At 32.5% G+C, this 15293-nt stretch carries 15 protein-coding genes and 1 pseudogene; 4 read left to right on the top strand and 12 right to left on the bottom strand.

All coding sequences use genetic code 11. The features are described 5' to 3' along the window. Window positions 1–233: 233 nt before the first annotated feature. The 12 genes and pseudogenes from ACE1MS_RS23490 to ACE1MS_RS23435 all read right to left on the bottom strand — a co-directional run bounded on the left by ACE1MS_RS23490 (window position 234) and on the right by ACE1MS_RS23435 (window position 10293). Window positions 234–1346: an EAL domain-containing protein gene (locus ACE1MS_RS23490; protein ID WP_447403030.1), complete on the bottom strand. Its 1113-nt coding sequence runs from the start codon at window positions 1344–1346 to the stop codon at window positions 234–236. Window positions 1347–1663: 317 nt separating this feature from the next. Continuing rightward, window positions 1664–1900 carry a hypothetical protein gene (locus ACE1MS_RS23485; protein ID WP_447403029.1) on the bottom strand — a complete coding sequence of 79 codons (237 nt, stop codon included), beginning with the start codon at window positions 1898–1900 and terminating at the stop codon, window positions 1664–1666. Between the two features lie 275 nt (window positions 1901–2175). Further along, on the bottom strand, window positions 2176–2907 hold the full coding sequence (locus ACE1MS_RS23480) for a helix-turn-helix transcriptional regulator (protein WP_447403028.1): 732 nt from the start codon (window positions 2905–2907) through the stop codon (window positions 2176–2178). A 674-nt stretch (window positions 2908–3581) separates the two neighbouring features. Next, complete coding sequence (locus tag ACE1MS_RS23475; RefSeq protein ID WP_447403027.1) at window positions 3582–3704, bottom strand: hypothetical protein; 123 nt, start codon at window positions 3702–3704, stop codon at window positions 3582–3584. 352 nt (window positions 3705–4056) lie between these two features. Then, entirely contained in the window at window positions 4057–5532 is a 1476-nt protein-coding gene (locus ACE1MS_RS23470; protein ID WP_447403026.1) for a hypothetical protein, read from the bottom strand. A gap of 703 nt (window positions 5533–6235) precedes the next feature. Next, complete coding sequence (locus ACE1MS_RS23465; protein ID WP_447403025.1) at window positions 6236–6460, bottom strand: hypothetical protein; 225 nt, start codon at window positions 6458–6460, stop codon at window positions 6236–6238. Between the two features lie 396 nt (window positions 6461–6856). Beyond that, window positions 6857–7222 carry a site-specific integrase gene (locus ACE1MS_RS23460; RefSeq protein ID WP_447403024.1) on the bottom strand — a complete coding sequence of 122 codons (366 nt, stop codon included), beginning with the start codon at window positions 7220–7222 and terminating at the stop codon, window positions 6857–6859. Window positions 7223–7449: 227 nt separating this feature from the next. Further along, on the bottom strand, window positions 7450–7848 hold the full coding sequence (locus tag ACE1MS_RS23455) for a hypothetical protein (RefSeq protein ID WP_447403023.1): 399 nt from the start codon (window positions 7846–7848) through the stop codon (window positions 7450–7452). Between the two features lie 288 nt (window positions 7849–8136). Continuing rightward, window positions 8137–8379, bottom strand: a pseudogene (locus ACE1MS_RS23450) (thermonuclease family protein); the annotation flags it as partial. Between the two features lie 15 nt (window positions 8380–8394). Beyond that, on the bottom strand, window positions 8395–8736 hold the full coding sequence (locus ACE1MS_RS23445; RefSeq protein ID WP_447403022.1) for a hypothetical protein: 342 nt from the start codon (window positions 8734–8736) through the stop codon (window positions 8395–8397). Window positions 8737–8989: 253 nt separating this feature from the next. After that, the gene (locus ACE1MS_RS23440; RefSeq protein WP_447403021.1) at window positions 8990–9976 is read right to left on the bottom strand and encodes a GGDEF domain-containing protein; all 987 of its coding nucleotides are present in this window, start codon (window positions 9974–9976) and stop codon (window positions 8990–8992) included. Window positions 9977–10047: 71 nt separating this feature from the next. After that, complete coding sequence (locus ACE1MS_RS23435; RefSeq protein WP_447403020.1) at window positions 10048–10293, bottom strand: hypothetical protein; 246 nt, start codon at window positions 10291–10293, stop codon at window positions 10048–10050. Window positions 10294–10528: 235 nt separating this feature from the next. On the opposite strand from ACE1MS_RS23435, the gene ACE1MS_RS23430 reads away from it, so the two are divergent. The 4 genes from ACE1MS_RS23430 (at window position 10529) to ACE1MS_RS23415 (ending at window position 15183) form a co-directional block, all read left to right on the top strand. Beyond that, window positions 10529–10738: a hypothetical protein gene (locus tag ACE1MS_RS23430; RefSeq protein WP_447403019.1), complete on the top strand. Its 210-nt coding sequence runs from the start codon at window positions 10529–10531 to the stop codon at window positions 10736–10738. A 538-nt stretch (window positions 10739–11276) separates the two neighbouring features. Continuing rightward, entirely contained in the window at window positions 11277–11705 is a 429-nt protein-coding gene (locus ACE1MS_RS23425) for a hypothetical protein (RefSeq protein ID WP_447403018.1), read from the top strand. A 17-nt stretch (window positions 11706–11722) separates the two neighbouring features. Beyond that, on the top strand, window positions 11723–12856 hold the full coding sequence (locus tag ACE1MS_RS23420; protein WP_447403017.1) for a phosphotransferase family protein: 1134 nt from the start codon (window positions 11723–11725) through the stop codon (window positions 12854–12856). Between the two features lie 11 nt (window positions 12857–12867). Further along, entirely contained in the window at window positions 12868–15183 is a 2316-nt protein-coding gene (locus tag ACE1MS_RS23415) for a lanthionine synthetase LanC family protein (RefSeq protein ID WP_447403016.1), read from the top strand. Window positions 15184–15293: the final 110 nt, after the last annotated feature.

Here is a 15293-nt window from a genome sequence, read left to right as displayed (position 1 = left end):
TGATTACTTCCATTTTCTCGTTATAAGTTAATTAGTCAAAAACCTAATACTTCATATACACAAAAAAAACGCCTTTTGTGTGTCTGGATTGGCAAAAAGGCCTACCGTATCGCACAAATAGCGTTTTATAAAATCTAAACTCTTACCGTATGGTTGGAGTTAAAAAATAAAAATAATTAAAGTTAAATTATTAAAACATAGTTAATTAAAAACGTTAATTTTAATGACTATAGCTATATTTTATTAAGACAATCAAACTTCATATCAGTTATGAATTTAATCAAATCATTCTTACTAAGTGGGTGAGAAATATAATACCCTTGGATTGCATCATACTTTGTTTCTAATAAAAAGCTAAATTGTTCATACCGTTCTACTCCTTCGATAATGAACTTCAAGTCGAGAGCTTTGATAAATTTCGAAAGAAGGATAATTATCTTCTTATTTGTTTGTTCACCCATAAATATACGATCTAGTTTCACACCATCGAACTCGAATGTTGCGAGATACTGAAAATTTGAATATCCAGTTCCGAAATCATCTATGAACAGCAAATGTCCACGATTTCGTATCCGTTTTAAATTATCTCTCACCTCAATACCCACCAGTGAATCTTCCGTTAATTCAAATGCAATTCTTCTATTATCTTGCAAATTGAGGTTTTCAAGAAAATCCAATAACCAAGTAATATCTTTAACTAATGAGGCAGTTAAATTAATTGTTATATAAACAATTTCCTTATATCTGTTTAAAAGGTCCACTGCTTCATTGATGATCTTCTTGGTTAAGATAATCAATAATCCTTCTTTATCTAAAAGAGGAATAAAGTCAGTGGGTGTTACTACACCTAAGTCCTTTGATGTCCATCTGGCCAAAGCTTCAAAGGATAGTTGCTTGTTTTTATGCAAAATTGGTTGAAACACAGTAGAGAATTCATTTATATTTAAACCATACTTTAAGATATGATTATGAATCGCATTATTGGTTTCAATTTGATTTGAAACTTGCCTCAAATAATGTACTGCAGGTAAATTACGGTCTTCAACTCGTAATGATTGAACTTGTAGATTTAAATTTAATTTTAAGTGATCAATTACTTCTTGAGTTTCAAGGGGATTAACGATAATCAATACAAACTCACCCTCGAATACCCTATAGTACTCTACATTAGAATTGAGAGTCCTAAATGTAACTTCTAGAGAGTTCAAACGATTATTATTATTTTCCTCTTCATGCCATTTTGAACTTTTAATTTTTACATATATTAAAGTAAATGACGTTTTGCTGTTAATACTTTTAATGACCAAGTTTCTATTAATTTCAAATTGTGTGGTAGCAAAAGCCACTTTTCATCCTCCTATTGAATAAAATTTCAAAATAAAAATAAAAAAAGAACCACCTCCGCTATATAATGCGAAAGTGGTTCTTCCAACTTTTCATTAATTAAATTTTATCATATGTTTGTAATTCATCTAACAGTGACAAAAAATAGAATGTCTACTATAGATAATTATATATCATTAGTAAAAGTTTTAGCAATATTTCTAAAGTATGTTATTTTATACTTATAATGATTAGTTATAAAGTAATCTAATTACTTATCTGGCCATTTGAGGAAATAAAAAAGCTCTTCCCTATAGCTAGGAAAGAGCTTTTTAACTGGTTAGAATTTATAGCCAAAAACCAAAGTTAGAAGGAGTAGTAAGGCGAATAAAAACCCTATTGTAAATGCGAAAAATCCACATTTAAAAACCATCCCCCAACTAATGTCATGTTTTTTAATTTCAGACGATAGCTCAAATTTAACCTTTGCTTTTTTTTTCGCTTTCTTTTTACGATACAACTCAATTGATGTTGAATGCGTAGGCGATTTACTTTTTACTGAGATTTTAGTTTTCATGGTAATACCATCCTTAAATTTTATTTATCAATTTACTCAAAAAAAAGCACTTTTGATAAATGAACAGACTACCCCATTTAAGAGATAAGTTTGAACACTTCAAAAGTGCTTTCAAGGCCCCTATACCGTATGGTTGGGGGAATATTTTGAGATATTAGATATGTAATTATTATAAACTATCTTAATTTTCATATCAATATTAAATATGTTTAATTGTTACTTGAAGAGTAAATTATTGTATTTGCAGAAAAAACTTTTTATATAGTTGTACTTTGTCATTTAATCAAAAAATCTACAAATGATCTTAAGTACTTCCTAATGTTAATTACTTGTTCCCTTAAGTTGGAGGCAATCTGTTTTGCAAATACTTCTCCTTCATCAGTTACTTGGATTAAACGAACAGTTCTTTTCTCTGGTTCTTTCCAGCGACCGCTGATAGTTCCTTCTGCTTCCATTTCACGTGTGATTTCATAAAGATAACCATTCGATGGCGACCATCCAAAGAGCTCATTAAGTTGTTCATTAACTTCAGCAGCATAAAACTCAGTTCTATTACTCCCTAAATTGAAAATCATAAAACGGGTCATGTCTTTAACAGAAATTAATTTAGAAAAGTAAGTACGAAATTCTTGTTGTAGTGGATATTCAGGAGATACTGGTTTTTGACCATCTTTAGTAAGGTAATAATAAATACGATCAATCACTTTAAGTATCTCAACAAATTTGTTGTAATAAAGTTCTTCGTATCTCTGCAAGTATTCTTTGCCTGCAGTGGTAATGGAGTAATATTTCTTATGTTGAACTTGAGTTAATTGTAAATAGCCATCGTGTTCAAGTTTCTTTGCTATTCTAGCTACATAATCATAAGCAATATCACGGCCAGGAAATAGGTTCACATATATATCATGAAGTTCTTTAGGATTAACCTTGGTTTCAGAGGAACGATGCAGCCACAGAAGTTTAACTGTATCACCAACACTAAAACCGATACGTTTAAAAGTATCCATACTATACTATCTCTCCTTCGCAAACATTCGTTCTATATGTAGTATCTTATATATGAAAGAAAAGGTAAATAGAAATTCATCTTATTAATTAAGTAACTGACAATATAGATGTGTAAAAGAATTCAACTACTAAAAGAAAAGGGGAAAGAATAGTAAAACATGCTACCAACATAAGAACACACAAAAACATACACCTCGATAGACCATATGCCAACGGCATGTTGAACGCTCGCCCCCCGTTGTCTTGCTTACCCCCGTTCCGCTTGTCTGTTTTCTCCCTCCTTATCCTGCGGTCTGTTCGGGTCATATCCTCCCGTACACAGGAACAATAACAGGCGTCGTAAATCTGTCGCTTCTTTTTGTTGTGTGGGTGGGAGGCTGACGCGCTTGCGTGAGCAATAGCGATGCGCTACCCTTCGGGTGATAAGTTAGAAGGTTCGTGAAATTGATACCGCAGGGTAAGGAAGATGGGAGGCGTGATGTGTTTTTCAAGCGTTTGACATTCCAGCATCAGGGATGAATATGGCTCGGAAGAGTAGAACATGGGTGCAATGTTTGTTGTATGTGGTCTATCGAGGTGTGTGGATATATACTTATTCTTACTGTGTATGTAATGTGTGTGTATAATATGTGGAGAGTTTCATGAGTGTTTTATCATGTCATTTTTGCTCCATCTACAGCTGCATTTTCTCTAATAAATGTTCCTCTCCAACGACTTTTATGAGTACCTGGCCATCGGCCTTTATAAGGATCTCCCCCTTCGCTTCCTTCAGCATTTGTAGCATTTTTTCTTTCATAGTAAATCCTCCTAACAATGAAAAAAGCACGTAATTCGATTTATGGGCATATTACACCTCATTCATCGTTTACATGCTTTGAAAAATGCGCTCCCGTACTGTTTAGTTGGAGTAACACTTGTCTTTTTTAGTATTATATCTCTTATCCATATTCATAAAATATGTCTATTCATTGAATTTCATAACGATAATCCATTAATCCCTTTTCAGCTGTACCAATAATTATTAATGGTTAAATGACCATTGATTATCCTAATAGATTAACGTTAATGTAAATAATTTAACCATTATTATTACTGCTTATATTTAATAATTGTTATACCAAATACCATTCACAATTAGCTTATTATTTTTAAATTATATTTAGTTTAGCTAGTTCATCTTGGAATTTTTGGTATAATTCTAGTAAGCTATTTTGACTTTCTACCACTTTGGAATTCATTTCTTTATTAGAGTATATCTCATATTGAACGATACCAAAGTTAAACCAAGTTGACTGTTTATCTCTACTAAAAGTCAAGTGGTCAAAGATATTATCATTAAATAAAACAATACTTTCATAATCATAAAGACTAACAATACGCAAATTAGAGCACATCCATTTGTATTCATCACTTTCAGTTTCAATTTTTAATTTTTTGGCAGCTCCTAGGTGAATTATTTCTCTACTAATATAAGAGTCTTCAAGTAAAACAATAAACCCAAAAATATTTTCTTTTTCGAATTCATTATTACTTTTAAAAGGAGAATATTCTTGAGCAAATTTACTTTTGATATGCTTGTATAAAGACACCAATTGAACTATTAATCTTGATAGTGTTGTATCTATTGCGTTTGTTTTTAGACTCCGTATGGTAATACTAGGAGCCATACTCTTTATATCAATTAGTAAACATTGATTATTATTTTTTATCATTAAATCTAGAGTCCGTTCCTCACCCTTTTGCCCTTTATAAATGAATTCTTGTTTGATTTCTTCATATTTAAATGAAGTCTCAGTAATTTCAAATAAGTAACTTTCTAAAACTTCTTTTCCGAAAATATCACGAATTCTTTTATTGTCTTCAGTTAAGCGGAATAATAAAGACGCTGTAACAGATTGGAATAGTAAATGAGGAAGAGGCAGAAAGAAATCTTCATCATATTTGACGAAGGGAAATTGGCAAAAATACTTAAAACAGTACAAATACTCATCTATATTTGTAGAAACCCCTTGTTGTAAATGAATTAGGTTTTCTCTTTCAATTACAAGTTTTCTTAAAACATGCGAGTACTTCAAAAATAAATATTTAATTATTTTATTAACTACATCATCATGCGGAATGTCTTTAGAATACAAAGCATTAGTTAACCACCCAAATTCAACAAAGTCATTATAAGTAGAACCAAATTTTTCATTAAATTCAGACGACATATCCACCGTATCATTTTTAAAGTTAAAAAAGTAATTGTATCTGTGATATTTTAAAATAAAAGATTCTTGTGGGTGGAACTGTGTTAAACCAGCTACTATTATAAAATTGTCAAAAAATTGGTTATTACTTAATTCAAACGTAGTAGGTATGTATCCTTTTATAGCATTTATTATATCGATAAATTGTTTATGGGATTTCTTACTACTAAAAGTTCTATTATCGTATTCATTTGTTGATAAAACTGCAAATAAAGCAAAAGTTTCTAATTCCCATGGTAATGCTTTTCCGTTTTTATCTTCTACAAAATTTAACCCTTTTATATCTACAAGCTTTCTTGAATGCTCTGTGCATATTCTCATTTTTTCTTCGAAAGAATACCGTTTTAAAACAACAGGAATTTTATTGAATTCCATATGACTCACCTCCTAAATAAAGTATATATTACAGAATAATATTTGTAATAGAAATATATAGGTTTTTCCAATCATTGTTTGAAAATATAGTTAAACTGGTTTTCTATTGTTTTTGGGTTCGATTTTTTCCATCAACAAGTTTATATTACCCTCAACTATTTAACCGTTTAATTTTGTTATACAAGGCTGGGAAGACTGCACCACTAATTGTTCCAAATTCATCAGATACTGGTATAAAGGCCATACTCTCATCATTCTCTGTTATCGTTACTTTAACTGCTTCGGTTAATCCTGGTACTTTTACGAATTGGCCAACAACACCTGAATTTTGAATTGTGCTGGCTCAATAGAATATATATATTCCACCGGATGATTATAAACAGAAAAACTGCAAGCTTTTATTTCTAATTTGTTCAGCCAAAGTAGTCTTCAAAACCCAAAGTCAAAGGATCCATCAGTATATGAATAGTATGCTGCGCGTTCTAATAATGCCAAGTGTATATCTTCTTTTAGAAATATAAAGCCATATACTTTTTCTTTACAAAAGTAAAACACCCTATGTAAACGAGCAGACTAGTCCAATTTTTGAATGGATAGTTTGAACACTTACATAGGTGTTTAAACTATCTCTAACCTTCGAATTGAGGTTAAAAGTTTAAGAAAGTAAACCTAATCATCCAATGTTGTCTTTCATTTCCTATAACTATATTAAGTTTTGATCATACCAGTTCTTATACAATGTAAAACGATATTTTGCTGTTTCTCCAATGACCAGGAAAATGAGTATGATAAAGAAGATAATTACTTGTATGATTAAATTATTTGAATTGTAAATAGCAATTGACATAATAACTGTTACAGGTGTTAAAAATATAGAATTGAATAAACACTCTTTAGAAGTTAACTCTTTATAGGATGCTTCTCGCATCAAAATAGCTTTCTTTACTTGATTAAAACTGATAAGTAAAACCATTGCTCTATTTATTAATTTATGAAGAAAAACCAATCCCAATATAAAGACTATATAAAAAACATCTGTTTTATTTGAAAGTTTTAAAAAATAAGCACCTACTGCACTACACACTAATAGCATAAGAAGTGTGTACGACTTGATATATATTTTAAATAACACTTTATTCTTTGACGGAAAGGTGTTCATTGTTTGTCCCCTCTCTTTATAAAAAAGCCCTCTAATTAGAGGACTTTATAGATTCAATTATATCACTGTATAAGAGGGATAAGTATGAAAGACTCTTAGATTGTTCTAATTACTTAACCATGTATTGCTTCAGGCTTTTTCGAATCCTCGTCTCTGCTACTTTCATCATTCAATAGGTGTTTCTTTTTCTGCCCATTTTGTAAATCCTGTATTTGTTGGTATCTCAAAAATCTCCGAAAACAAGTGTTTATTCCACTTATAAACTTGTCTAAAAGCTGATATATAGCCTTTAAGAGTTGTATCCTTAAAACCATTTTCCTTTAAAAGCTCTAAAAGTTCATATATGTGCTCTGTTTTTACTTGCTTTGTACATGTGATTCCGTATTTCCACTCCAAATATACAGCAAGCTTTGCAAATTGGCTTTCGCTTCCACCAGCTATACGATTTTCATAAAATTGGCACAAAAGCGTATTCCCAATACCACCTTTAGTATAAACTTCTTCTAGTGCATCAAAAAAATCCTTTTTCATTGATTCTGCTCCTTCTTATTTCTTTTTCAATTGCGTCACATACCATGTTTTTTCACGCTAATAATATAGCTTTTTTGATACAACAATCTTCATGTATGTACATCCTTTCCATTTAGTGATATTTTAAAATGGACACGCTGCTTCTTTCTTCATGCACTGGACACTACAAAAATTCACCGATTGCCCAAGACTTAATAGTTTTCGTAACAGTAAGAATATTAACATTATTAACTAAGAAATTTAATAGTATTTCGTTCTAACATCTTTTCTAAATAGTAAATTTGTGAAGGCTTAGTCCGGTTTGTAAAATACTGTTTTACGTATGCTTCTGTAATGATATTGGACTTATAATGGATATAATCTTTATTACCATTATTCCAAACAGTCATAGTAACACATATATCCTTTGTGGCAGCTTCAATTACCATCCAAGATTTATTAACATCACGTACATATACTTTTAGTTCTTCATTTTTTATTCCATTCTCTTGTAGTAAAGGTAGTAGTACATGATTATTCAATAAGTTTGCCTCATGTTCTGGTATAGGTCTCGATTTTTTGTTACTTTTTGTAGTGGGTTGGTTGAATATTTCTTCATCAAAAAGACTAAATTGTTCAAGAGCCATCACGATTCATCTCCTTACTTCCTTCTCTTTTTCAGATAATTACTCACCCTAAAAGGGCTTTTATGTAGTCTTATATGTCTGAAACCTTATGAAGAATAACGTATGAAGCTAGTAAATAATCATTACTTTTAATTTTAATCAAATGACGTTCCGTCTCGTTATAGAAAAGAAACGTTGTCTTTGGTTCTCCTACCATAGTTATTCTTGTATATACTAGCCCTAAGTACTGTATTGCATTTACCGAGCTTAAATCCGTTGACCTTAAAATATTAATGTCCGTAATTACTTTCATTCCCACAATCCAACACCCTCATTAATTGCAATTTTCTCTGCTTCTTTAAATTGATCTAGGTAACGAATATTTGGAGGGAACACATGTTTTACCTCTGCTAATCCCTCTTCTAAAAGGATTTCTTGTACAGATACACCGTCCACAAACACATAGGCCAACAATCGCTGGTACTTATCGTAATAATCCCCTTCATCAGTTTCTATTACTATCTCTTTTGCAGACTGTAGAAGTTTTGTAGTTCGTGCCTTTGCTGCTTAAGCAAAAGGTTGAGGTTTTCCAGTTTTCTTATCTTTCATCTCAGCACTATCGATAAGTAAAAAACGAACTTTAATTTGCTCCCCGATAGTCCCCTTGCTATTGTACATTCTTTCGAATACCGCCGTATCACCGTCAGATGCCCATAAAAACTTAACTTTATCCTGATTAGATTCTAATACAGGTGCTTCTTCAACGACTCCACTATCTGATTTTGCCATCATTTGCTCGTTAACTTCATAAATAATAGATTGCTCTTTCTTAGGATTAGTTTGATCATCCTCACAAGCAGCTAATGATAGTGTTAATAAACTGATTGCGAGTATTCGTTTCCAGTTCATATCTCATCCTCTTTTCTGTCTATTTTCAAGTTCTATCTAAGCATGTTTTAATGCTTTTGTATAAAAACGCTACTAATATACCGTAATTACATCGAAAGTTCTATCTTTGCCATTAGGGTAGGTAACATTTCAAAAATGCGACATTCTCTTCAAATCTCATTTTGATAGCAAGTCTGTTTAACGTTTCGTATATTAATCGAGATATACTGTTACAAGCCACTTCAACGAAAAAGCCCTTAGTGCAAGGGCTTTTTCAGTCTAATGAAGCTTCTTCTTCATCTTGTATCGTTATTTTATTTTTTCCAGTGTTTTTAGAAATGTACATACGTTCGTCAGCGATCTTTAATAGCCCTTCGACTGAATCTTGCCCTACTGCAATACCAATTGACATAGTGATGTTTATTTCTTTTCGGACTGCTTCCAAGATTTTTTCTGCAAGGCGTTCAGTGAACATTGTGTTAGTCACTAATCCAATCAACTCTTCTCCACCGTACCTAACCCCAAAACCGTAACCATTTAAAATTCTTCGGATAACTTCCCCTGTTTGCTGTAATACAAGATCACCATGCTCATGGCCGTTTTCATCATTCAATTTTTTAAAATTATCGATGTCACAAAAGAGAATTCCTATTTCTTGCTGCTGTACTAATTGTTCTGCCTTTTTAAATAGCCAGCGTCGATTATAAAGGCCTGTAAGGGTATCAGTAATGACATTCTCACTAGCATTTCTCATCATGCTTAAAAGCTGCGCTGTGTGCTTAATATGGTTTAGCACAAAATAGATTGTCGCACCGCTCCAAATAAATGTATCTATGTTTGTTGCAATTGTTAAAAATACTGAGAGTGACATGATTAATACAGCTGATCGATCTTTAAATTCACCGTATTTATATCCCCCATAAATCAGATAGAGCATTAAAAAAATCAAGGCTATTCCTTTTACAAAGGGGATGAAGGTAGCTATTACTAGTAAAGCTATAACTATTTTGCTAATAAAGTGTTCATTCAATAACCAGGGCTTTACAAACTCTACTAAGAAAATGCTCATCATTAAAAATGGGATATAAAAATTTAACTGGAGCGGTACCCATATATAAATACCTGCTGATAGTAATAATAGTAATTGGCCAATTAACAGGAATATGTTTTCTTTTCTAGCATTTTTCATGTTAATGGCCATGTTAAATTGCAATCTTATGTATTGATACAACACACTCAACACAATAGTTAATATTGACATTGGACTCATCCTTCCTTTTTCCTGCTCTCCAATTCATTTCTTAGTTTTAAGAGCTCTTCTTATATTCATTTTCAACTAAACGTTAACTTCTCTAGATTCACAATTTCGTATTCCAAGTTGTTATCTTTTCTCTTTAACTGCCCTATTAAAAAGCCACATGGAAGTACGTCTTTACCCGCAGCAATTGCTTTCTTTTTTGTTTTAAAGGGGGCATTTTCCCATTCTAATTCTTTAATATGTGCGAATGTCCAATGCCCTTCGAGATCCTGACATGATTCCTCTTTTTGTCCCATCGATGAACCCCTATATTTTTTCATATTTATTCATTCTCCTTTTTAATAAAATTTTCTATAAGGTCTTATTTCACTTCTCCTATCCAATACAAAAACCCGCTTCAAAATGCCAATAGAAGTCATTGAAATAAACCATGACAATTGGTATTTTGAAGCGGGTTCTTCCCGTCAATTAATTAAGTTGTAATATTCTACCAAATAGGTTAAAATAAAACAATGTAATTAGAAAATAAATACATATTTCAAGGGAGTTGTTTTGATGGATTTAACAAGGGATGAGCAAGACCTTCTATTACTTTTGCATTATGAAAGAAAAAATGCATTTGATCCTATAGAATTCAAAGAAAAATTTGCATCTCTAATAGATAAAGGATATATATGCAATATTATTAGTACCCCTACTGGTGGTTATACATTTAATATCTCTGCTAAAGGAATAGACCTAATTGCAGAATTACAGAATAAATAGAAGTGTATATGACAATTTTTTTCGATAGTATTTATCGTATTATAACAATAACTTGGAATGTTCTTATTCAACCTTACTTTTTTATCTGGATATTACTTTGTCTAGGTATATTTATAAAATGGAGATACCGCTTCTAAAAAGACCCCATCTACATAGAGGGGTCTTTTGAGTGCCTAACAAATTGATATTAACTCCAGGGATCTCTAAGTCTATATTCCCCCCGTTGGTCCACATCAACTTCCTTTTTTAAATGATCATCATATAAATCTTTATAAGCCTGAATCATTCTTGCTGATCCAGGAATTCCTGATATTTCTCATTCTCTACCAAAAAAATGTGGTTTAGTAAATCAACACCATTGTTTATATCGTCTTGAATAAGTGGTAGAAAGTTTTCTTCAAAAAAAGAAGTCCATTTATGAATAATACCTTTCCACATAAAGCAAGGCGTTTTTTATGAAAGGTTTATTCTATGTATAAATATAAAGGTGAGAGATAAACTAATACGGTATTACTATTAGTCTTAAGGAGGATGGGTAATGGAAAAAGGTAAAAATTTTCAACCACAACCTGATGAATTAATTGAAGAGTTGGTAGGTAATAAAAGTCTTCCCCCAGATGTAAAAACGCTGGTTGGATTTTTAGGTCAGAGTGATTGTGCAGAGTATTGGCGTTTGTATCTTACTCTAGAATTAAATGAATTTCTAGAAATTCCAACAGATGATATTATCTATAGTCAATCACTCAAGACTGATCATAATCCTTTAGGAGGGTCATTGGTCTGGGTTAAAAATGACTCTAAAATACGCCATGCGCGTCTCACGCCACTACAAGCTCAATTAGATTTCCTAAAAGGGGGAATTATGAATAGTTTTTTGAATAATACCAACACATCTGAAATAATAGCTAGGGAAGTAATAAAACCTAAAAACATGGGCATAACTATACACACAGACCATTGTACTTAAGCATAGGAGCTGTATTAATGAACAAAATTAAGAATCATTTCAAGGATGGTCATCAAAATACTGAGCACCAAGAAGTTATTAAGTTCCTATTAGAGCAAAAGCTTATTAAAGAGAAGTCTATTGTCAATGGGGGACTGACTATTGTCGATGTATCGCGACGAAATCATAACTTTAAGATTATTAGTAAAGAAGGACCGTGTTATTTCCTTAAACAAGGTGTTACTCCAAATAAAAAAACAACGGTTAGTCGGGAGGCAGCGATGTACGAATTTTTCCTTACAGATAAAGGGAATGATGGGTTTACACGCTACCTACCTCATTTTTATGGATATGATTCTGAGAGACATATTCTTATCACAGAGTGTCTAAAAGAAGCGCAAAATTTACGAGAGTATCATACTCGTCTTTTGCGTTTTTCTACTTCTCTTGCTGCAGAAATGGGGAATGCATTAGGTACACTACATCGTCTAACTCCGAAGATAAATAATGATAAGGATATTGGTATTTTTAAACATGAGCCACCCCCAGTTTTTTCTATCCATTGTCCTACTCTTAGAATATTTCAGGACATCAGTAAGCCAAATATCCAGATTATTAAAATTATCCAGCAGTTCCCGGAATTCTGTGAACAGTTAACAAGTCTTAAACAGGAATGGAGAACAGACACGCTTATAAATTTCGATATTAAATGGGAAAATTGTATGGTTCCTTACAAATTAGCTCAAGGAAAGGACAAAGGGCTAAAAATTATTGATTGGGAACTTGCAGGATTAGGAGATCCATGCTGGGATATTGGGTCTGTTTTTATTGATTATTTGTTTTTTTGGCTCTTGTCTATTCCAATTACAAGTGAGACTTTATCAGAAAAAGTTCCTGTAATGGCTCCATATCCGTTGAGTAAATTGCAACCAGCGATCCGATCTTTTTGGGAATCTTATTTTCAGCGTATGGAGCTAGATTCGATTACTTCAAGTGAATTACTTCTTCGTGCCGTTAAATATGCATCAGCTAGATTATTGAAGACGACCTTTGAACAAATGCAGATGTCAAAACAGCTTACTGGAAACGTTATTTTTTCTTTACAACTTAGCCAAAATATGATTCAGAGACCACGGGAAGCTATTAAACATTTACTAGGAATTTCATTATAGGAGATGATAGAATGAACCGTTATCATGAACAAATTGCTGCAGTTATTAAATCTACTATCTTTCACTCACCAACAACATATTCATGGTTCAGTAAATCATCACCTCAATTACCACCAGATGTGTCACATAATTTCACTCATCAAGATGCGCGCAACTATCTTCTCTTTATGTTGAGATCACAATTATATAAAGAATTTTATTGCAAAGGTTTTGCAATACTTAATAGAGAAGAGAATAAAGATATTCGAGTTAATCACGCAACAACATTTATAAATGAATTGTCTTCAGCTAATTTTGGTAAGGGCTATTTGGAGGATGGATGGGAGTTACTTGATAGTGAGCGAGATAAAATGGTAATACGTAAAGGTGATCTTAAATTATGGGTGAATCCCGAAGATTGTCTATTTCCCAAACTTAATGGTTTACCATCAAATAAAAGATTAAGTCTAAAGTTTCCAAAAGAATTTTTAGGCTTAACAACGGGATTTTATCTAGCCAAAAGCAACATCCCCCTACCTGAAGATGAATCCCAAAATTTAGTTAGAATATATTGGAACATTAAACCAGAAGGCGCTATAATCTTAATGAGAAAGTTAACTTTAATATTAAATCAAGCTAAACTTCCATTTAAACTTAAGGTACTCAACGATCCGGCTCATTACAATCGTTGTGATGCAGCTGTACTATACATCCAAAAAAGCCATTATAAAGATGTGTCTAATATATTATGTGAAATTTATCCTAAAATTTCAATTTATTTAAAAAAAGGAGTTCCCGCATTAACCAAATTGCTCGCTCCAGGTCTTGGTTTAGCAGAGGAGCCTAGTAAGGGAAAAAGCTTTGGTGTTCACAGATGTAAACTTTTAGCAGAGGGTATGCTGCTTGCTTATGAACAAAGGAAAGAATCGATTGATGAACGTTTACAGGTAGTAGAAGAGCACTTTGCAGTAGAAGGAATCAGTCTCAAAAAGCCATTCTTAAACGCTGATTCCAGGGATATTTATGACTTTAATATCCCCGGAAAGCCGCTAAAATTCTTTAATGACGTATCCACAGAATGTCATAAGGATTTTAGTGAAGGAATGTTTCTAAAAACAGCTAATGAAATTGGTTGGCGCTTATCCCAAGATGCTGTATGGTACAAAGAGTGTTGTAATTGGGTAGGAGCTGAAGATGAAACCTCCCTTATGAAGAACTCTGACATGAGATATAGATCACTTAGTCCTGAACTTTACTCGGGCACTAGTGGAATAGCTTTATTTATGGCTGAATTATATATGGCTACAGGTGATAGTAAAACGCGTAGCACAGCAATAGGAGCGATTCGACAGGCGCTTTCCTATTGTGATAATATTTCCTGTGATAATCGTTTAGGACTTTATACTGGTTTGGTGGGAGTTGCATTTGCTGCGGTACGTATAGGAAAGATGTTCGAGCAAGAAGAATTAATACTTGATGCTGTGAAGTTACTCAAACACCTTATGAAAGAACAACAAAAAAGAAATAAATTTGATATTATATCGGGCAGGGCAGGAGCTATCGCTGCAATACGTATTATACAAGAACTTCACTATGATAAATCGTTATTGAATTTTGCAGTATGCTTAGGTGACGAACTACTTAACAGTGCAGAGAAAGACGATTATGGATATTCATGGAAGTCAATTAAATTTTCTAATCATCAAAATTTAACGGGGTTTTCCCATGGAACTGCTGGAGTAGGATACGCGTTACTTGAATTATTTCAAATGACAGGTGATTTAAAGTACCTAGAAGCAGCTGAAAAGGCTTTTGATTATGAACGTTTTTGGTTTGATGCCAATACAGGTAATTGGCCTGATTTTCGTAAAGAACCAATTCAAGCCAAAGGTGAAAACTCTCAAAAATCGTTTTCTTCTTTTTGGTGTCATGGGGCGCCAGGTATTGCCTTCTCACGGTTACGTGCATACGAGATACTAAAAAATAAAGTATATAAAACTGAAGCAGTTACGGCACTTGAAACAACAAAAAAAACAGTCAATATGTTACTTTATTCAGGCACTGAAAACCCTTGTCTTTGTCATGGACTTGCTGGCAATGCTGAATCTCTCCTTTATGGTTATCAAGTACTAGGGGAGAAATATATAGAAAATTATAAACTTGCTTTAGATGTTGGGAATGTAATTGAAGAGATGTACTTCTCTACTCGGTTTCGTAGAACAATAACTAATCAAATACCAGGGCTTATGACTGGTTTAGCAGGTGTCGGATATTTCTTTCTAAGGTTAAACAATCCTGAGGTTCCTTCACTGTTAATGTTGAGAACAGAAGATTTTTTGAAGAAATAAAATATAGAATATGAAGTAGATTTAGTCATAATTTCTCTAAAAAAGAGTCCTATTTTTTCATGTATGCTTTTTTCTATTTTTGGCGTCATATCTTAAAAAGTTACGACACC

It is taken from the genome of Lysinibacillus sp. fkY74-1 (genome assembly GCF_053165895.1).
The sequence above is the reverse complement of the archived record's forward strand: the minus strand, read 5'-3'. Positions and strand labels throughout refer to the sequence as shown.